The organism is Phyllobacterium sophorae, from assembly GCF_003010965.1.
In the GTDB taxonomy this organism is placed as follows: domain Bacteria; phylum Pseudomonadota; class Alphaproteobacteria; order Rhizobiales; family Rhizobiaceae; genus Phyllobacterium; species Phyllobacterium sophorae.
Window position 1 is genome coordinate 226315 of record NZ_PGGM01000003.1, and the last position, 19294, is coordinate 245608.

Sequence of the window (19294 nt, forward strand, 5' to 3'; positions counted from 1 at the left end):
CGGGTATCAAGCAAAGCCTACCTCGAAATGGATCTGGATTGAGTTCCGTAGTTTGGCCGGGATCCGACTGGAGGCGCCAACGACCACTGGTGCGATGCGGACGTCGATTTGGAATTCAACCGGCGCAACACAGTTGTGCGGCTACCGGATCATGCGGCCACATTTCGATCGAGGTAATAATGCGGCCCACCTCTCGGAAAACGTCAAAGTTGGCCGCCATGGCCAAGTACGCCGTTGGCGCGGGCCGCAACCAAACTCGGTTTATCGGCGTGTGAGGTTCGGAACCTTAGTTCATCGATGACGTTTGGCTGAAATGAAATCACGCGTAACGAAGTGAGGGTACTATGAAACGCACACTCATCGCACTCAGTGCAATGTCGTTCATTGCTGTCGCCAATGCTCAAGAGACAAAGCCAGCGACGGATGCTGAGACTCCAGCGATTTCGACCCCTGATACTCAAAATCCTGCGGCTCCAGTGGCCGGTGAAAACAGCTTCACGGAAGCACAGGCCAAGGAGCGGATTCAGGAAAAGGGCTACACCGATGTTTCAGCTCTCACCAAGGGCGAGGATGGGGTGTGGACTGGTACGGCCATGAAGGCGGGCAAGTCGTTTGAGGTCAAGTTGGACTTTCAAGGAAACATTACTGAAACCGCAAAATAACAAACCATAGTTGGGAGAATCGCCATGAAAACAGTTACCGGACTTTACGACAATTACGCCGATGCACGCGCTGCTGTAACCGCTCTTGAAGATGCCGGCGTCCCGTCATCTGACATCAGTCTCGTCGGCCGCAATGGAGAGGGTGAAACAAACGCTGGTGAAGGTGCGGCGGCAGGAGCTGGCATTGGCGCAGTCGTAGGTGGTGCGGGTGGCCTGCTTGCCGGGTTGGGAATGCTGGCGATTCCTGGCGTCGGGCCGGTTGTTGCGGCAGGCTGGCTTGCAGCGACCGCGGCTGGAGCTGCAGCAGGTGCAGTCGCAGGTGGCGCTGCAGGAGGCATCATCGGCTCGTTGACAAGCGCCGGTGTAGACGAAGATGAGGCACACGTTTACGCCGAAGGCGTTCGCCGCGGGGGTGTCCTCGTTTCCGCGAGGGTGAATGATGATAGGGAGGACGTTGCCCGCTCGATCATCAATGAAAATCGCGCTATCGACATCGATGCGCGTCGCGCAATGTATCGTGAAGAGGGCTGGGAACGGTTCGACGAAACAAGTCCGGATCTGACAGAGGAAGAAATCGCGCGCGAACGTGATCGGGCCAGGAACTATCGTCCGCTATAGCGCTCCACTTCAGGGCTGCGCGGCAAATGGTTGCGTAGCCCTTTCGTACGCCGTAGCCAAGGCGTTGACCGAGTGAACATTCATAGCTCGGCCGCCAACTGCGGTGGAATGATGTCTAATGACGGCGGTGGCCAGCCCTCGTATTGTTGAAGCCAGCCATTCTGCTTCATTTCAGACCAAGCTTGAAGCACGCGGGGTCGGTGCTATCTTTCGCACATCATCGAACGCAGAAGAGTCTGCATGTGCGCGGACAGGTCTAGCTCGCCCCGCGCCTCGATTTTCAAAAGATATCGAGCCTTGACCTGGCGATCCCATGTGCTAACCGCAGAATAGGCGCAGATAGCCAGCAATGCTCTCTCCTCAGCCCGGCTCGCTCTGTCAGCGTGGCCTGGGTCGCTGCCATTGACTTCGTGGATTGCGTTGGCGAATGCCGCATATGTCGCCTTGTGCGCTTTGATCAACGCCTGCAGATCGCGGGACGGTCCCCGGTCGCGGCGTAGCGCCTCTGTGGCGAGAGCCGTTGTCCCCACCGTCGAAGCTATGACGGCGCTGCCGGAATTAAAAAGCAAAGCGCGGCGGTTGATCCTGGACATGGCGAACTCTCCCTGGTCTGCTCTTCACTTCATCCCGGGCGGACAGGGCCAGCCCGCGTTCACAGTATCACGACTGTCTGCCCATTCATGTCAGCATGGATGAATGGGCACCGGCACAGCAAACCCAGACGATGCTTGTCACAGGAGGAAACCGCTCGCCCGGTGGAACTTGCTTGGCAAACGAAACGACAAGCGGGGTATGATCGCGAAGCCAAATTTGAATTCAAATGACCCAACGGAAGTTCGACCAGGGATGCAGTAGAGGCGTTGGCAAGATTGATGCCGAGTTCGGCAATAAGGAGTGTGCTCAGCCAATATTCGACCGGCAAGTGTGTCTTGTTTTGAAGACCCCTCTTCATCAAACCATTCAGCTGGCTGAAGGACTATTTTCGATAAACTGGGAACACGTGCTTGGCTATTTTTGGTTGATTAGCCGATCCACGGCGTCCTTGGCCTCTGCAATCAAAACGATACAATCGCCCCTATTGATCGGCTTGTTCATTTTCACTTTTTTGTTTTTTAACGCGGTATCGAGATCCTCTACGATCGTGTGGCTGAAAGACGTTACGCCTTGAAGCCGGGAAATAGTTTTCACCGCGTCGCTTCTCTTTGTCCTGTAAAGTGGATCGTCGCAAAAATAGGATATCTTTAACAACTCCAGCTGGGCCCGAACTATTTCATCTCCCTTTTCGATGCTTCCAATTGAAACAAATGCGCCAAGCAACAATACAGCAATCATGGCAATCTCCATTTGATTATCTTCTCAAATGTTGATGGGGTTTGATTACCAATCTATTTATACTGCAGGCTTTGGAACTAATCCCTTCGATTTAAGTATTCACGACCGTATCGGCTAAGCCGCTCCCAGCGAAACCCTAGAATTCCGCTTTTCGCAATGAGCAGCGGAGATGCCGGTTCCACGGATCAGCATTTTCGCGGGGGGCGTTCGCTCTTCCGTCGGTGTAGCTGGCTTTGGGCGGCATAGTGCGAGGCGCACCGTGCGGCGTGGCTGGTGTATACGTTAGCCTATAGGCAAAATTACTGTTTAGAGGCAGCATAGCCGAACCGTCTCAGTCGCACCTCGTTGTCGGTTGGGCATCGCAGCCCTTTGCGGCAGGTTTTCTTGCAGCACTCGGGCCGGTCAGCGCACCGACCTGGCTCGCGTAGTTATCACGGGTATTTTGATCGACGACAGCAACGGGAGCGGCCAGTATCAGGCCGGCGGCATTTCCTGCGGCGGCCGCCGTGCCGGTTGTCGCCACGAGTATCTGGTCGCCTAGCCCTACCCTGTTGTCCGTGAGCGTCTGGCCTTCCGAAATGCGTTTGCCGATGAGTTGCACAACCTGCGGAGATTCGGCGAACTTGCTGTGATTTAGATCATCGCTGACTTTAATTTTGGTGAGGTCGATCACGGTAATCTTGTTGGCTTCAAGTTCCTTTTTGTATGGAGGCTGCTCGGGGTCGATTGATCCAAGTCTGGGAATGTCTCCCCAGACCCGACGTGACAATGCCAGCGCGCGGTCGTCGCGAGACACGAAAAGCGTGAACTGCGGATGCTGTTTCCCCATATCTGCGATCTGCGACCGGAACACGTCGACATCCACGTCGGGAGCCGCCAGCATAACGTTCTTGAATTTCGCGGGTAGCCTGCCATTGCGGATCGCCATCTGTCGCAGCGACTCCAAAGCGAGCCAGTTTCCCATCGAATGCGCGAGTACTGAAACTTCCTTCACCTCGGGGTCGCGCGCCAGGTACTGGAACAAATTCTCCAGCGCATTGCGGGTGTAATTGGTGCTCTCTCGGTCATAGCCATAGGCGAGCAGGCTTCCGCGCGACGGCCACGTCACCAACACGGGTGCGCTTTGCACGCCCGAATCCTGGATGATCTGCGCGAAACGATAAACGGAATCCTCGAACCGATTGTTGAACCCGTGAATAAAGACAAGAACGCTGCGGTCCGGACTCTTCCTGACCGAGGCGCTCAGCCATTTTTTGGCCGCATCCAGCGTTAATTCGTCCGCCTTCAACGTGGCGAAATCGGTCGCCGGGTTGGGAGGCAGCCTTTTCGGCCAGGCTACTTCACCTTCTTTGCGAACATTTTTTGGCGGAATCGACACGGTGATGTCGGCAAATGCCGGCATTAGGCCCCGCTCACCTGTAAACATCTCACCACGGTTGGTAGAGCGACTGCGGGTCGTTGTCACCAGCATTTCCACCCTGCTCGACGATGGCGCAGTGTCGGCCACCGGCAACAAGACGTTCTTCGGACGTCCCGCGCAGCCTGCCACAAGCACCAGGACCGCGAAGATCGAGAACCCATGTAGACAACCGACAAGCAAAAGGGACTTTCTGGCCATTGGGCGGAACTCCCCACACCATCGTTTCACCGATTGAACAGAACCCCCCGGTTCTTTGCCGCTCAAACGACAAGCGCGATCACAATTCCAAATTGGATAAAGTAGAAACAGGTCACCCACCAATACCAGAGGAACACTATTGCCGCAAACGTCGTAGGTACCCTGAAGGTTTGGGCTGCGATGGATTTTCTTAATGTCTGGGTCGGCGATCCTCTTGTTTCCAGGACCACTGGCGATATGGCCTGTCCGCGTCCGCGACCTCCCCGCTCGAAATAATCAGCCCAATATCCTTTAATTGGCACTTCGAACGGTGGCGTTTGCGATGCAGTCCCTGCCCAAACCTCACTCGAAAGAACTAAGGATGGATGTGGCAAGCCGACGGAAGTGCCTCGTTTGCACGCTGACCAGAGGTGATCGATACATTCGCTAAAGGCTCGACAGGTCATCAAAATGTGACGCATTGCCGGTGCTGCACTGTTGCAACAGTCAGGAGGCGTGTTTCAGCAAAGTGTAAAGCAGATAGAACGATGTTTTGAGAACCGTCGCTGATGCTCAAGCAGAATTATGGCTTTGATCCGCAATATCGCATGAGTGCCCGCTCGTCCTGAAACTGTGCCTTCATTATATTTTCAAATGCGCGGATGTGCTGATTGACGACCCGCTGGGGTAGCGATGTCTGTTTGAGCGATTGTTGATAGCTGCCATGAGCCAAGCTTTTGGGAAAGAGATGATCGCCACACAGTTCATACGAGCCGCGCGCCAAAGCAGCGTAAGCGATGTATTCGGCATTCTTCCGGGTGATACCGCCTGCAACCATTTCGCGAATGTGAATTTCGAACTTTTCCTCAAATAGAATTTCAGCATAACTTTCAGCATGAGAAACGCCGCAAAGAGCAGTGAGCGCTCCAACGCCGAACATTGCATGTCGTAGGCTGATCGTTACCACCATTGATCGTCCTCCACTCAGGCCCGGGTTTGTAACGTAGGGAAACTACATGGCCCGTCTTTGCCAAGGTCGAAGCCACATCATTGGCCGCGTCACTTTTTTACATCGACCGTTATCGCTCTGGCGACGGCAATAGGCCTGATATTCACCCGCTTGCTTTATTACGTCAACCAGGCGGTAGAAAATGGCTTTGTCCGATCGGCTCGGGAGGAAGCAGGTTGCGGTGCAGCCACAGGAACGTAAAAATCTGGCTGAACCCGTGCCGAACAGCATCCAAACCTTGGTTCCCGCACTATTTTATGCCCATCAAGGTCTTCAGCTCTGAAACTTTTTTCATGCAACCTTGTTCATCGCCGGCGTCGACCATCTTGCGTGCTTCGCTCATCAATTGACCGATTTTGTTAGCCGGTTCCCCGGCGGGTTGGTCGGTAACCTGTTTTTGATGCGGTGAAATGGCTTCTACAGCACCTGTTGTCGACCCGCTGGTTTCAGTCCCGGTGCCCTGCTTGCCTGATAAGACTTCCTCCTGGTGCTTGGTGGCAGGCATTCCGGTACTATCGGTGGCCGCCCCGGTCTCAGCGCTAATAGTCGATTGTTTGAGATTGTTCAGCTCTTCTTGGCAGTCGGCGACCGCCGGAGCAGCAAAGTAGAGCGTCACCGCTGCAATCGTGAATATTCGAACAAACATTAGACTCTCCATGCTCAAAGATTTCTTCTCCTCATGAAAACGACCTCGGGCGCCAAGAGTTCCTCAAGAATAGGCCGGCACTGCATATGTTGCGAAGGATTGGCCCGATAAGTCCCCGATTGAACCAGCTAAATCACGTGTTATTTGACAGATATTCGGTTTAGGAGCAGTCTCAAACAGTTGCATGTCTGCACCCCTGCAACAGGAGGCCCGACGCTTTGGCCACCCTTCGATAAGTAGCCACCGCCGGGCCTCATCGGTCCACAAACCAAAATCATTAAGGTGTCTGGTCGTCGCGAGTTTCACCCCCCAATGTCACAAAAATCAGTCGCGAACCGAACGGCCCTTCGCAGGATTGAAATGCGGTCACGCCTAAAGTGCGCCTTTCCCCTCCGGGGTTGCGCGTTCATCAACTTTCTTCAGGCAGTAATTAAAGCCAAGCAGTCGACTCCACTCTGATGTGCGCCGTCTCACGTCAGCGATGACAGCCATCCTGATGGCTCTCTTACTCGGCCGTCGACCATCCGGTGGGGTCGGTTAACGAAATTCGGCCGACGTTGAACCAATTGAGATGGAACGCGTTTGATTGCTACGCCACAGTGTTTGGAAATTATCCCGCAGTGGCGCTCGCAAGAGCCTCCCAGCCTTGCTTGCAGCTGGCCAGTCTAATTCAAGGAAGGACGCATGACGGTATGTGCAGTCATTTTGCACCGACCTTGGCGAGGCTTGTTGCGATCGCGTGGACTGGAATGCTCGTTTATCTCGCCAATCGATGGGGCCACGGCCATAAGTGATCACAGTCCGTCCCAGTTCGAGGAACTAGGAAATGGCGGCCCCTAAGAGCCGCCCTCTCTTCATCAGAGCAGTCGAACGGTTAAAGACCGAAGATTGTCAGCGGATACCAATATCCATCACTATGGCGCCGATAGCCACGGCGATGCTCGCGATATCCGCGATGACCATGCCAGTACCCGCGCCGATCACGACGGCTCTCGTAGCGATGTTCCCGACGATCGCGACGGCTTTCATATCGGTCTTCGCCGCGATCCCGGCGATCCCAATGCTTCTTTTTCCGATATTCATAGCCTCTATCGTCACGGTATTGGGCTTGCGTCACTTGAAAACCGGCCGGAACGACCTGAACAGCCGTCGGTGCTGCAGTGGCCGCACCAACTGATGTCACTGCCATAATGACGGCGAGAAATGCCGCAGTTAATAGCGATACTATTTTTTGCATGGTAACTCCTGTTAACAATTTGCGAGTGGTGCGCCTTTGACTGTTAACGGAGCATGAACGGAAATCGCCAGTTGCTTGGCATAGGCTTGGAAATTGACTTCAATTTCATATGGGTGGGAATAAGGTTTGGCAGCAAGATTCATGTTCTGGTCAACTGCCTTAATCAGCTTTTCCCTGCCTTCATCAGCTTCTCCTATTCCCGGCCATCAAAATTGCATTGCAGTGAAGCATGAAGGCGCAGGTACCGTATTGGCCCCGCCGCTGCCAGGCATACCGATTGCCAAGCTGCCTTGAGGACGGCTAATGCAATGCATGGCCAGCACCGTTGGCGCGTGTTGCGTAATGGTGTTTCGAACAGCGTGGCCACGTTTCGGCCACGCATAATACTTGCGACCATGGTGGCGAAGGCACTCCGCTCCTGTCTGGATGCGCCACAAGCAGAACATTTTAATCTCCTGAAAATTTCGTGTGTTACGTGCAAAGCCGCAACCATAATGTTTGCGGGATTTGAACTTTTTATTTCCTCTCAAGGAGTCCCGCTCGCGGGCGAGGTCTGGCGGAAGCTTGCGCTCCTTGTCACACGCCCGACCACGAGGGCTTAACCAAAAATGCTCATTTGACGGTCTATTGCTGAAGCGTGCCTTCACTAGCACAATGGTCAAGCGTTCCCATGGAGGTTTGCCGTGCAGCCGGATCCCTTGCATACGAGAGAGATGGTGATAATTGCCATTCTTATTGCCGCCGGCATATTCGCGTTCGGCGGTGCTGTGTCTTATCTTGGCAAAACCAGACCTAGCTTCGATCCTCCGCCGGTCGTTGCAGGCGTTTAACGGTCTTGCTAGGCTCAAGGCAGAATACTCATGGGTCGCAATTGGTGCAACGCGGTGCGGTGGGAGCGTGGCCATGCAGCCTTGCCATTGGTTTCGCCCTCAGCCTATTGGCTGGGCTCCATTCCGATATCCAGGCTTCGGCTTTTTAGCGGAGGGGTGTCCGACTGCCCGCGATGCTTTCCCTGCTTTGGGGAGCTTGTCACAGACTGTGTTTGTTGAGTCTCAGTTTGCTGAGTGGGATCTTTCTTGAGAATTTCCGTTTGGGCGAGGGCTCCCGATGCTACGCCGAGAGTAAGAACGAGGGCGCCTTTGAAGATAATGCTCTTCACCGAAAATCTCCTCCTGATGATATCCCTCCAACTCAATAATTTCGTCTTTGTTCCGATTTTTGATTTTGGGAATCCTGGCGCTCACGGGTTTATTCGCAAGATCTCGAGAGTGCCATCGCTCCCGCCAGGTGCAATTTGGTAACGTCAGCGGATGCCCATGCCGCCATCGAACTGAATAGCGCGACAGGCAAAGTCTTTATCGATGTAGCGGAATAACCACCGAACAATCGCCAACGCATGCGTGGTTTTACCAATCGATCATTACAACCGAGAACAAAAGCTATTGTGCTGGTTGTGTATATAGCGGGCGGGATGCTCGGCGGTATGCCGACAATACACATGATCGTTTTGAAAGACATTTGCTTTCCTCTGAATGCTCTCTTTGCAAGAGCGAAATTTGGACGATTGACGCCTAAGACTATGATTTTTGCCTTGATCCAGATCAACACTGATAAGCCTCGGCATGATAGGTTTGAGCCTAGATTCGGAGCATCAAATGCGTTGGCTTGGTGCGCGCGTGTACAAGTGAAATTCCTGGAAAGCAGGCAAAATGTGCCATGATCAAAGCGAGACAATTGCGTTTTTGAGGCATGCCGAAAGTTACGGCCTGGACGGGGCGGTCGAGGTAATGGAAACGCACATATCGCTTGTCTTCCTCGTCGCGGACAGAGCCTTCAAACTAAAGCGAGCCGTCAAATTTCCCTACGCTGATTTCTCAACGCCAGCATTGCGGCTTGCCTGTTGTCTGAAGGAGGTCGAGCTCAACAGCAAGACGGCACCAGAACTCTATCTCGGCGTTCGTCGGATCACGCGTGGCGCTAATGGCAAGCTGTGTTTTGATGGCACAAACGAGACGATCGATGCTGTTGTTGAAATGCAGCGGTTCTCCCAAGAACAGCTGTTCGATAAAATGGCTGAAGCGGGCCAACTTGTGCCGACGCTGATGGACATGACAGCTCGAGAGATAGCGACGTTCCATCAGATGATTGCTCCTGTCCATGCCAACAGCGGTTCGTCCAATATCGAGGGCGTGCTTGACATCAACGAGCGTGGTTTTGCAACCAGTCACGTGTTTTCCGAGCCCGAAGTCGCGGCATTCAGCGATGCGTTCCGGACAGCACTCGAAGGTCATCGCAGACAGCTGGACCGCCGCGAAACTGCGGGGATGATCCGGCGCTGCCACGGCGATCTTCATCTGCGCAATATCTATCTGACCGAGGATGGACCCAGGCTTTTCGATTGCATCGAATTCAACGACCAAATTGCGACTGTCGATGTGCTTTATGATCTGGCATTTCTCTTGATGGACCTTTGGCACCGCCACCTACGCGACAACGCCAATCTGGCCATGAACCGATATCTGGACCTAACAGGTGACGCCGATGGCATTGCAGTTCTTCCTTTTTTCATGGCGTTGCGTGCTGCTGTCCGCGCGCACGTTACCGCGAGCCAAGTGGAATTGGGCAGCATGGATAAATCCACAAGTCTCAGACAGGATGCTCGATCGTACTTCAATCTTGCGATTGCTCTGCTTGGATCACCCTCACCGCTGCTAATTGCGATCGGCGGGTTGAGCGGATCCGGCAAGTCAACGGTCGCAGAGGCGCTGGCCCCATATGTCGGATGCGCTCCGGGCGCGCGAATTTTCGAAAGTGACCGCATCCGCAAGGCTATGTTTGGTGCACGAGCAACCGAAAGACTTCCAGCTGAGGCCTATCGGCCGGAAATTTCGGACGTCGTCTACAAGACCCTGTGCGATAAGGCAGCCGCTGCACTGGCATGCCGCGGTTCTGTTATTGTCGATGCTGTTTTTGACAAGTCCCGCAATCGGGATTTAATCGAACGTGTTGGGAAGGCACTTGGAGTCCCGTTCGTGGGGATTTGGCTCACGGCAGATCATTCAATATTAGCGTCACGAATAGAGGCACGAAGGAACAGCGCGTCAGATGCAACTGTTGAGGTACTGGGTATGCAGGAAGCCAGGGATGTCGGTGCCGTCCGGTGGCGGCATATTGATGCTGGCCAATCTGTTGATACCGTTGTCGAGCTGGTTCTCGATGAGATTGAGACAGTGTGTAATTTTTCATTGTCTCCACGAACCTACGGGGGGTGTTAGCCATGTTGCTCTTACTATGTCGGAATTTTCACGTTAGGCCCGGACGGTAATCGGGTCAGCGATGCCCCGCTGAGTCAAAGCGCCAATCCGGTGATCAGCCCAACTTGTGGGGGCAGAGATCCAATGGGCGCCAAGCGCGGATGCCGTCCAGTCGCCATATTTTCGGGGCCATGTGGAAGCAACTTGCCGTCTATATAGGAAGGCGATGCAACTGATGACTTGCCCGGACGCAAGCGTTCGCGCATTGACGCCGGGTGACAGCTCGAACCCTCCACCGATCGCTGCGTCTGGCCTAATCCCATCGTGCCGCAAAGGTGAAGTGTCAAATTTACTAGATCGTTCCTAATCGTTCAGCCGGACAAATGAATTTTGACAGGAGCGTTCTTGACCTTCCCACAATAGGAAGCCGTATGTTTCATCCTGATCATATCTGATGTCCCTGAAAGGTCGGTTCAATGGCACAGGAAACGCACAATCATCATAACGTCATCGTAACGAAGACCGATGTGTTTCGCGATCCCGTTTGTGGCATGACGGTCGATCCGAAGGCTGGCAAACCAACGGCGGAATATGAGGGCAAAATATTCCATTTCTGCTCGTCCGGGTGCCAGCAGAAATTCAAGTTTGATCCGGAGCAATACCTGGACAGTCACTCTGCGTCGCCCAAAGCGGTGCCGAGAGGCACGCTCTATACCTGCCCGATGCATCCTCAAATCATTCGCGAGAGGCCCGGCTCCTGCCCGATCTGCGGCATGGCCCTGGAGCCGATGGGCGTTCCGACTGACGAAGGCCCCAATCCGGAACTGGTGGATTTCACGCGGCGATTGTGGGTGAGCGCCGCCTGTTCGATCCCGCTGCTCATCCTGACCATGGGGCCGATGTTCGGTCTGCCAGTTCGCGACTGGGTCGGCGAACGTCTCGCAGCCTGGTCCGAATTCGCGTTGGCTGCGCCGGTCGTCCTTTGGGCCGCGCTTCCCTTCTTTAAGCGCGGTTGGGACTCCATCGTCAATCGCAGCCCCAACATGTGGACGTTGATTTCGATCGGGGTCGGTGTGGCCTTCGCCTACAGTGTGGTGGCGACGCTGTTCCCGGATATCTTTCCCCACTCCTTTCGTGGGCATGGCGGATCAGTGCCGACTTATTTTGAGGCGGCAGCCGTCATCGTTGCGCTCATTTTCGTGGGACAGGTGCTCGAACTGCGGGCGCGTGAACGCACGGGATCTGCTATTCGTGCGTTGCTGGACCTTGCGCCAAAAACCGCGCGCCGTATCGCCGAAGACGGCGTAGAAACGGATGTTCCTCTGGATGAGGTGCAATCAGGGGATCGGCTGCGCATCCGCCCTGGTGACAGTGTTCCGGTCGATGGCGTGGTCATCGAGGGCCGCTCCTCCATCGACGAATCGATGATTACTGGCGAGCCTGTTCCGGTCGAGAAGACGCAAGGTGACAACGTGACCGGCGGCACCCTCAACAAGAGCGGCTCACTGATCATGCGGGCGGAAAAGGTCGGATCCGACACCATGCTTTCGCAGATCGTGGACATGGTGGCCAAGGCGCAGCGTTCGCGCGCACCGATCCAGGGATTGGCAGATGCGGTCTCGTACTATTTCGTGCCGGCGGTGGTCATGATCGCGATCGTATCGTTTATCATCTGGGCCCTGTTCGGCCCTGAGCCGCGCATGATCTATGCTTTCGTTTCAGCAGTGTCTGTGCTGATTATCGCCTGTCCATGTGCTCTGGGCCTTGCAACGCCTATGTCAATCATGACAGCGACGGGTCGCGGCGCACAAGCCGGCGTTCTCATCAAGGACGCCGAAGCACTGGAACGTTTCGCCAAGGTCGATACGCTGATTGTTGACAAGACCGGGACACTCACGGAGGGCAAGCCCAAGCTCACCGATGTCCTCGTGGCAAATGGTATTGAGGAAAGCGAATTGCTGGCGCTTGCCGCAAGCCTTGAAAAAGGCTCCGAGCATCCCCTGGCGGAGGCGATCGTGGATGGCGCAAACGAGCGCGGCGTCAATCTGTCCAACGTCGACGATTTCGATGCGATCACCGGGAAGGGTGTTACGGGCAAGGTTTCCGGCAAGACCGTGGCACTCGGCAACGCGGCGATGATGGAGGAACTGAAGCTCGATACCACATCGCTCCGGGACCGGGCGGATACGTTGCGCACGGACGGCAAGACGGCGATGTTCGTGGCGATCGACGGCAAGCTCGCAGGTCTTGTTGCCGTTGCCGATCCGATCAAACAAACGGCCGCGGAGGCGATCCGCGCCCTGCACGACAGTGGCCTGAGGATCATCATGGCCACGGGCGACAATGAACGCACGGCAAAGGCTGTTGCCGCTAGGGTCGGCATAGACGAAGTGCGCGCCGACATCTTGCCGGAAGGCAAGAAGGCCCTGGTCGATGAACTGCAGGCAAAGGGGGCGAAGGTCGCTATGGCGGGCGATGGCGTCAACGACGCGCCGGCGCTGGCTGCCGCCCATGTGGGCATTGCAATGGGAACTGGTGCCGACGTCGCGATGGAGAGCGCCGGAATCACACTGGTCAAGGGCGATCTGACTGGCATTGTTCGCGCCCGGCATCTGGCGGCGGCGACGATCCGTAATATCAAGCAGAACCTGTTCTTCGCCTTCATATATAACGCGCTTGGGGTGCCTGTCGCCGCAGGTGTCCTTTACCCGATATTCGGCACGTTGCTTTCGCCGATGATCGCGGCAGCGGCGATGAGTGTATCTTCCGTCTCCGTGGTCGCCAATGCGCTGCGCCTGAGGACGGTGAAATTATAAGCTGAACAGGTCATGGTCACATCTTGGATGCCAACAGCACGTCCACTTTGCCCGCCATCCACGTTCTTTACCGCGCAAGGCGTGAATGCCCGCGCTCCCATGATGATCAAATCGGCCGAAATATTGGCCGCGTGGCCGCTCGCCCATTAGGCGGCAGGCAATCTGTCGTCACTTGGCACCGCGGCGCGCCGGATGGCCCGGCATGCTTGCCGGGAGCACGGGATTGACGTTGTCCGCTTGGTCGCCCGCGTCGACGATGGTGACGTGCGCCTCGTTTGCTCCTGCAATGTCATCAATCGCGGCTCGGGCTGCCCGCATCGCTTCCATCCGGGATACCCGGGCAAACAATACTTGTGCGGCCGCAAGGTCGGTGGCGCATCAACCGGCAGGATCAATATCGAAATGCCCGAGTGAAAGTGCACACCCTCGCTCGCAGAGGTCTTCAGAGCGCTTGTGGATTTGTGCTAAGGAAAAGCCTCACAACATGGTTGGGTGCAAGGGCCTTTCGGTGCGGGCTTTCAACACGAAAGCACGACAGAAGCGCCGCAATTAAAGACGTGTGATCAGGATCTTTTTGTCATCAACGCCCACCGGCCTGCGGCGCAGGGTGAATGATATCGAAGCCTGGCTTCAAGCCATTTTGCGATAACTTCCGCGGGTTCCATCGGCTATGATCACGCGATTGACCTCGGCATTCCCTTTGATGGATCATTCTCCGCGCGGCATCGATAGGGCTTCTGACGGACCGAACGAGGTACCCAGCACGTCGAGCAGAGGAGTTCAACCGTCACCTTACAACAGTGTCCTCATGTCATTGATCGCATACGACATTCCAGCCCCTAACCTGAATGCGCCTCGCGCTGTGACAGCGTCGCGACGAGATCGCTGAAGCGGTCGCCCTGCACTGCGATATGCTGGCGAAGCAGCGTACGGGCGAGTTCCGCTTCTCCAGACAGGATGGCTTCGACGATTCCTCCATGTTCGCTAAATGACGTCTTCATCCGATTGCGTACCCGAAGCTGGAGCCGACGATACGGCCGCAAGCGTCGATGCAGTGCTGTGCACTGCTCGATCAAAAAGCTGCTGTGGCTTGCGGTGTAGATAGCGTGATGAAAAAGTTCATTGTCATAGTAATAGGTGTCTGCATCGTCGGCATTGGCGGAGTGTTCGCATCTGGCATGAGCCGCAAGAAGCCCGGTTCGATCGGTGTCCGTATGGCGGCGTGCGGCCAGCGATCCGGCCATTCCTTCCAATTCGGCCATCACCTCGAACATCTCATAGATGCGGTGAGGTCCTGGCTCGACAACCACGGCGCCGCGACGAGGGCGCATCTCAATCAAGCCGATTGCGCCAAGCTGCATCAACGCTTCGCGGATCGGGGTTCGCGACACGCCAAAATGCTTCGCCAATTGCATTTCGTCCAGCCTGTCGCCGGGCGCGAACTGGTTCGTGACAATCCCGTTTTCAATCTCATCTCTCAGTCTTTGAACGATATTTTCGGCCATGATCCCTCTAAAAATGCATAATTCTCATTCTTGCATACAAGAATATTGACTTTGCATGCATAATCGTCGAAACATTATATATCATTCGGGCGCGAGATTTGAAACAATGTTACTTAGACAGCCTGTTTTGACCAATACCGTGTATCGGAGTTCGCAATGACTGGTACGACCTACTTCAAGGACATGGTCCAGACAATAACGGAGCGAGGCCGCAAGCTGTGGACGTTCGCCCCCCGTGCAGAACGGCTCCCCTCGGGGATTTTGGGTCTGGAGCGCCTTTGTGAAATGTTGCTGTCGAGTCGCGGCGAAGCATCCGGGATGGCCCTTGCTGCAGAAATCTTGCAACAATGGTCACGCTTGAGCGAAGACGAACAGCGCGATTTCATGCTTTTGCTCTTTGAGAAATTCGGGCCGGATTCGAAAAGGCTCGATGCCGCCATCGAGACATACCGGGTTGAGCGGACCGCACGGGCCGTGCTCGAACTTCATCGGGCAGCCGAACCCCGCCGGCAGGAACTGATCCGGCGTCTCAATCTTGCGCCAAACGGTATCTCCACGCTTGTCGGTATGCGTGAGCAGCTGTTGGGGTTGAAAGCCGACACCCCAGACCTTGCAACCGTCGATGCAGACTTTGCCCATCTTTTTGCCTCCTGGTTCAACCGTGGCTTTCTGATCCTGCGTCCGATCGACTGGTCGACACCTGCCCATATCCTGGAAAAAATCATTCGTTATGAGGCGGTGCACGAGATCGGCAATTGGGATGAATTGCGACGCCGCCTTGCACCTGCCGACCGAAGGTGTTTCGCCTTCTTTCACCCGCAGCTTTCCGATGATCCTCTGATCTTCGTTGAGGTAGCGCTCACCCGGACCATTCCTGGGAATATCTCCGATGTCCTTGACGAGACGCGCGCACCAATACGGGCGCAGGATGCGACAACGGCCGTTTTCTATTCGATTTCAAACTGCCAGGCAGGCTTGCGCGGGATCTCCTTCGGCAATTTCCTGATCAAGCAGGTGGTAGAAGATCTGCGCAGTGATCTTCCCAAACTGGATACGTTCGTAACACTCTCACCGGTCCCGGGATTTGCCAGTTGGCTGGCAGGAGAAAGGCATAGCGGGCATTCGCATGTCCTCAGTACCGGGTATCAGGCCGCCCTTGGCGCACTCGACGATGCCGAATGGCCAAACGATCCGGCCAGGTCTGCGGTCGTGAAAGCTGCATTGATGCCAGCTGCCGCTTGGTATTTCCTCCAAGGGCGCACGAAGGATGGTCGCCCAATCGATCCCGTTGCCCGATTTCATCTTGGCAATGGCGCGCGGCTGGAGCGGATGAATTTTCTCGCCGATGGATCAGGCAGAGCGATGCGGCAGGCGCACGGCCTCATGGTCAATTATCTCTACAAACTGGATGACATTGAAACCAATCACGAAGCATTTGCCCAGCGCAACGAAATCGTGGCATCACCGGCGGTCAAGAAGTTGCTGCGCAGTGACAAGCCCGGCCGCCGCCTTGCTCCGGCAAAGGAACCGAACACCAAAGACAACCAGCCCGACAAGAACAAAGCGAGCAGCAAGGAATTGAATTCATGAGCAATCATCTGTTTGACGCTATTCGCCGGTCGATTGCCAAAAACGACGCCATCTTCATCGAAACCGCGCAGGGAAATCGCTGGACCTATGGCGACATGATCGAATGGTCCGGGCGGCTCGCAGGGGCCATCGATACGCTGGGTGTCAGACCCGGAGATCGCGTTGCCGTCCAGGTGGAAAAGAGCGCTGAGGCGCTGATGCTTTACCTTGCCTGTATCCGATGCGGGGCTGTCTATCTACCCCTGAATACGGCCTATACACGGGCAGAGCTTGATTATTTCATTAGCGATGCAGAGCCACGTCTTGTCGTGGCCGACCCGACGGCGGCCGATGACATCAAGACGATCGCGTCCAAATATGGCGCGCTTGTCGAAACACTGGATGAAGGCGGCGGCGGTTCGTTGATTGAACTTGCAAACGAGGAATCACCGGATTTTGTTGAGGCCTCCCGAACGGCCGATGATCTTGCCGCTATCCTTTATACCTCTGGGACGACCGGCCGGTCGAAAGGGGCGATGCTTACGCATGCGAACCTGTTGTCGAATGCCTTGACCCTAAGGGATCACTGGCGCTTTACACCGAACGATCGGCTGATCCATGCCCTGCCCATCTTTCACACCCATGGTCTTTTCGTTGCAACAAATGTTATTTTGACCTCGGGCGCATCGATGTTGCTTTTGCCGAAGTTCGATCCAGCGCAAATTCTGGCATTGATGCCGCGGGCTACGGTTTTGATGGGAGTTCCTACCTTCTATGTCCGCCTGCTGCAGCATGAAGGGCTGAACCGCGAGGCCGTGGCCAGTATGAGGCTGTTCATTTCCGGCTCGGCACCGCTTCTGGCCGATACCCATCGGACGTTTCAAGAACGCACCGGCCACGCCATCCTCGAGCGCTACGGCATGACGGAAACCAACATGAACACCTCCAATCCCTATGACGGCGAACGGATAGCCGGGACTGTCGGCTTTCCGCTTGCAGATGTTAGTGTCCGCGTGACCGACCCCGAAACCGGCAAAATCCTAGGGCAGGATGAGACCGGCATGATTGAGGTGAAGGGACCGAATGTCTTCAAGGGCTATTGGCGCATGCCGGAAAAGACAAAAGTGGAATTTCGCGACGATGGTTTCTTCATCACCGGCGATCTCGGCAAGATTGACCGGCAAGGCTATGTCCACATCATCGGCCGCGGCAAGGATCTGGTGATTTCCGGCGGTTACAACATTTATCCAAAGGAAGTTGAGAGCGAGATCGACCAGCTTCCCGGCGTTGTCGAATGCGCGGTCATCGGCGTGGCCCATCCTGATTTTGGCGAAGGGGTTACCGCGATCGTGGTCAAACAGCCGGGGTCAAACCTTGATGAACGGGCTGTTCTTGATGCGCTTGGGGACCGTCTTGCACGTTACAAACAGCCAAAGCAAATCATCTTTGTTGACGATCTGCCGCGAAACACGATGGGCAAGGTACAAAAAAACGTCCTGCGCGAGCGGTACGGCAATCTTTATACCGGTCGCGCACGTGCATGAACCAAGCAAGGCTGCCATCGGGAGGATGAGAGCCGCGAACGAGGCGTAAGGGGAGCTCACGCCACATCAATGAGGAAAGGACGGCCGTCCTCTGGCGCGCCGTAGAGGGAGGATTTTGCCGTGAATATCGAGATTTTATCCATTCTTGTGCTGATTGGCATGTTCGTTATTGCAACCATCCTGCCCATCAATATGGGTGCGCTTGCCTTTGCCGCGGCCTTCATCGTCGGCTCCCTGATCATGGGAATGTCGTCCAACGATATTTTCGCCGGTTTCCCCAGCGATCTGTTTTTGACGCTTGTCGGCATCACCTACCTGTTTGCGATTGCCCAGAATAACGGAACAATTGACTGGCTGGTCGAGAAGGCCGTCCAGCTGGTGCGCGGACACATGGCTCTCATACCCTGGGTCATGTTCCTGGTCGCAGCGATCATTACAGGCTTTGGTGCACTCGGTCCGGCGGCTGTTGCCATTCTTGCCCCGGTGGCCCTGCGCTTCGCCGCGCAATATCGCATCAGCCCGGTCATGATGGGGTTGATGGTTATTCACGGTGCTCAAGGCGGCGGTTTTTCGCCAATCAGTGTTTATGGCGGCATCACCAACCAGATCGTTGAGAAAGCAGGCTTGCCCTATGGGCCAACGACGCTGTTCCTATCAAGCTTTTTCTTCAATCTCGCTATTGCCATTGTCGTCTTCTTCGTCTTCGGCGGCTGGAAGAGCCTGCGTGCACACACCGCCGCGTCGGGGCCGGATCCGGACACCCACCTGGCGGGCGCATCGCGCGCAATTGTCGGCCATGGCGGCACGCCCGCCTCTCCGGCCTATCACCGCAGCGACGTTTCTCCCTCCGGCGCGCACATTCCATCGAGCCAGGGCCTGACCCACGAACGACTGCTGACGTTGATCGGGCTGACAGCGCTTGCCATCGGTGCCCTGGTCTTCAAATTCAATGTGGGCCTCGTTGCCATCACCGTCGCTGTGGTCCTGGCGCTGGTGTCGCCCAAAACCCAGAAAGCTGCGGTCGACAAGGTCAGCTGGTCCACAGTCCTGCTGATTGCCGGCATCATCACCTATGTCGGCGTCTTACAAAAAGCCGGCACAGTCGACTACGTGGCATCGGGTATTTCAGGATTGGGAATGCCGCTGTTGGCCGCACTGCTCCTGTGCTTTACGGGTGCAATCGTTTCGGCCTTCGCCTCCTCGACCGCGTTGCTCGGCGCGATTATTCCACTGGCCGTTCCCTTCCTCATGCAAGGACACATCAGTGCCATAGGTGTTGTAGCCGCCATTGCGATTTCGACCACAATTGTCGATACCAGTCCATTTTCGACCAATGGTGCTTTAGTGGTGGCTAATGCGCCCGAAGGCGAGCGCGATGATGTTTTGCGCAAGTTACTTATCTACAGCGCCCTGATCGCGATAATCGGCCCGATTATCGCCTGGCTCATCCTTGTCGTCCCCGGCATGGTTTAACGATAGACCGGGAAGAAGAACGGCGTGGGCGG

At 55.5% G+C, this 19294-nt stretch carries 16 protein-coding genes; 7 read left to right on the forward strand and 9 right to left on the reverse strand.

The window, feature by feature from the left end:
- Positions 1-374 precede the first annotated feature (374 nt).
- Both CU103_RS08905 and CU103_RS08910 read left to right on the forward strand, forming a co-directional pair.
- Positions 375-662, forward strand: coding sequence for a PepSY domain-containing protein (locus tag CU103_RS08905; protein WP_425350585.1), 288 nt, complete (start codon positions 375-377; stop codon positions 660-662).
- Between the two features lie 24 nt (positions 663-686).
- Positions 687-1280 (forward strand): hypothetical protein, encoded by a 594-nt coding sequence (locus CU103_RS08910; RefSeq protein ID WP_106663550.1) that lies wholly within the window; start codon positions 687-689, stop codon positions 1278-1280.
- Positions 1281-1483: 203 nt separating this feature from the next.
- Here CU103_RS08910 and CU103_RS08915 read toward each other — a convergent pair whose 3' ends face one another.
- The 7 genes from CU103_RS08915 to CU103_RS31045 all read right to left on the reverse strand — a co-directional run bounded on the left by CU103_RS08915 (position 1484) and on the right by CU103_RS31045 (position 8006).
- On the reverse strand, positions 1484-1873 hold the full coding sequence (locus tag CU103_RS08915; RefSeq protein ID WP_106663551.1) for a hypothetical protein: 390 nt from the start codon (positions 1871-1873) through the stop codon (positions 1484-1486).
- Positions 1874-2288: 415 nt separating this feature from the next.
- On the reverse strand, positions 2289-2624 hold the full coding sequence (locus CU103_RS08920; RefSeq protein ID WP_106663552.1) for a hypothetical protein: 336 nt from the start codon (positions 2622-2624) through the stop codon (positions 2289-2291).
- A gap of 319 nt (positions 2625-2943) precedes the next feature.
- A complete protein-coding gene (locus tag CU103_RS08925; protein WP_425350586.1) occupies positions 2944-4167 on the reverse strand; it encodes an alpha/beta hydrolase in 1224 nt (407 codons plus the stop codon).
- A gap of 625 nt (positions 4168-4792) precedes the next feature.
- A complete protein-coding gene (locus CU103_RS08930; RefSeq protein ID WP_106663554.1) occupies positions 4793-5179 on the reverse strand; it encodes a hypothetical protein in 387 nt (128 codons plus the stop codon).
- A 289-nt stretch (positions 5180-5468) separates the two neighbouring features.
- Positions 5469-5864, reverse strand: a complete 396-nt coding sequence (locus CU103_RS08935) for a hypothetical protein (RefSeq protein ID WP_106663555.1) — start codon at positions 5862-5864, stop codon at positions 5469-5471.
- An 891-nt stretch (positions 5865-6755) separates the two neighbouring features.
- On the reverse strand, positions 6756-6947 hold the full coding sequence (locus CU103_RS31350; RefSeq protein WP_170117003.1) for a hypothetical protein: 192 nt from the start codon (positions 6945-6947) through the stop codon (positions 6756-6758).
- Between the two features lie 360 nt (positions 6948-7307).
- On the reverse strand, positions 7308-8006 hold the full coding sequence (locus CU103_RS31045; RefSeq protein WP_146147766.1) for a hypothetical protein: 699 nt from the start codon (positions 8004-8006) through the stop codon (positions 7308-7310).
- Between the two features lie 882 nt (positions 8007-8888).
- On the opposite strand from CU103_RS31045, the gene CU103_RS08960 reads away from it, so the two are divergent.
- Positions 8889-10376, forward strand: a complete 1488-nt coding sequence (locus CU103_RS08960) for a bifunctional aminoglycoside phosphotransferase/ATP-binding protein (RefSeq protein ID WP_245448681.1) — start codon at positions 8889-8891, stop codon at positions 10374-10376.
- A gap of 455 nt (positions 10377-10831) precedes the next feature.
- A complete protein-coding gene (locus CU103_RS08965; protein ID WP_106663561.1) occupies positions 10832-13171 on the forward strand; it encodes a heavy metal translocating P-type ATPase in 2340 nt (779 codons plus the stop codon).
- 168 nt (positions 13172-13339) lie between these two features.
- On the opposite strand, the gene CU103_RS31355 is transcribed toward CU103_RS08965, so the two are convergent.
- Positions 13340-13489, reverse strand: coding sequence for a hypothetical protein (locus tag CU103_RS31355; RefSeq protein WP_170117004.1), 150 nt, complete (start codon positions 13487-13489; stop codon positions 13340-13342).
- A gap of 521 nt (positions 13490-14010) precedes the next feature.
- Positions 14011-14676, reverse strand: coding sequence for a GntR family transcriptional regulator (locus CU103_RS08970; protein WP_106663562.1), 666 nt, complete (start codon positions 14674-14676; stop codon positions 14011-14013).
- Between the two features lie 156 nt (positions 14677-14832).
- On the opposite strand from CU103_RS08970, the gene CU103_RS08975 reads away from it, so the two are divergent.
- From CU103_RS08975 to CU103_RS08985, 3 genes are all read left to right on the forward strand, one after another.
- Entirely contained in the window at positions 14833-16266 is a 1434-nt protein-coding gene (locus CU103_RS08975) for a malonyl-CoA decarboxylase (RefSeq protein ID WP_106663563.1), read from the forward strand.
- The gene (locus CU103_RS08980) at positions 16263-17789 is read left to right on the forward strand and encodes a malonate--CoA ligase (RefSeq protein WP_106663564.1); all 1527 of its coding nucleotides are present in this window, start codon (positions 16263-16265) and stop codon (positions 17787-17789) included. Before CU103_RS08975 ends, CU103_RS08980 begins: the two co-directional genes overlap by 4 nt.
- 120 nt (positions 17790-17909) lie before the next feature.
- Positions 17910-19262: an SLC13 family permease gene (locus CU103_RS08985; RefSeq protein WP_106663565.1), complete on the forward strand. Its 1353-nt coding sequence runs from the start codon at positions 17910-17912 to the stop codon at positions 19260-19262.
- The last annotated feature ends 32 nt before the right edge of the window (positions 19263-19294 follow it).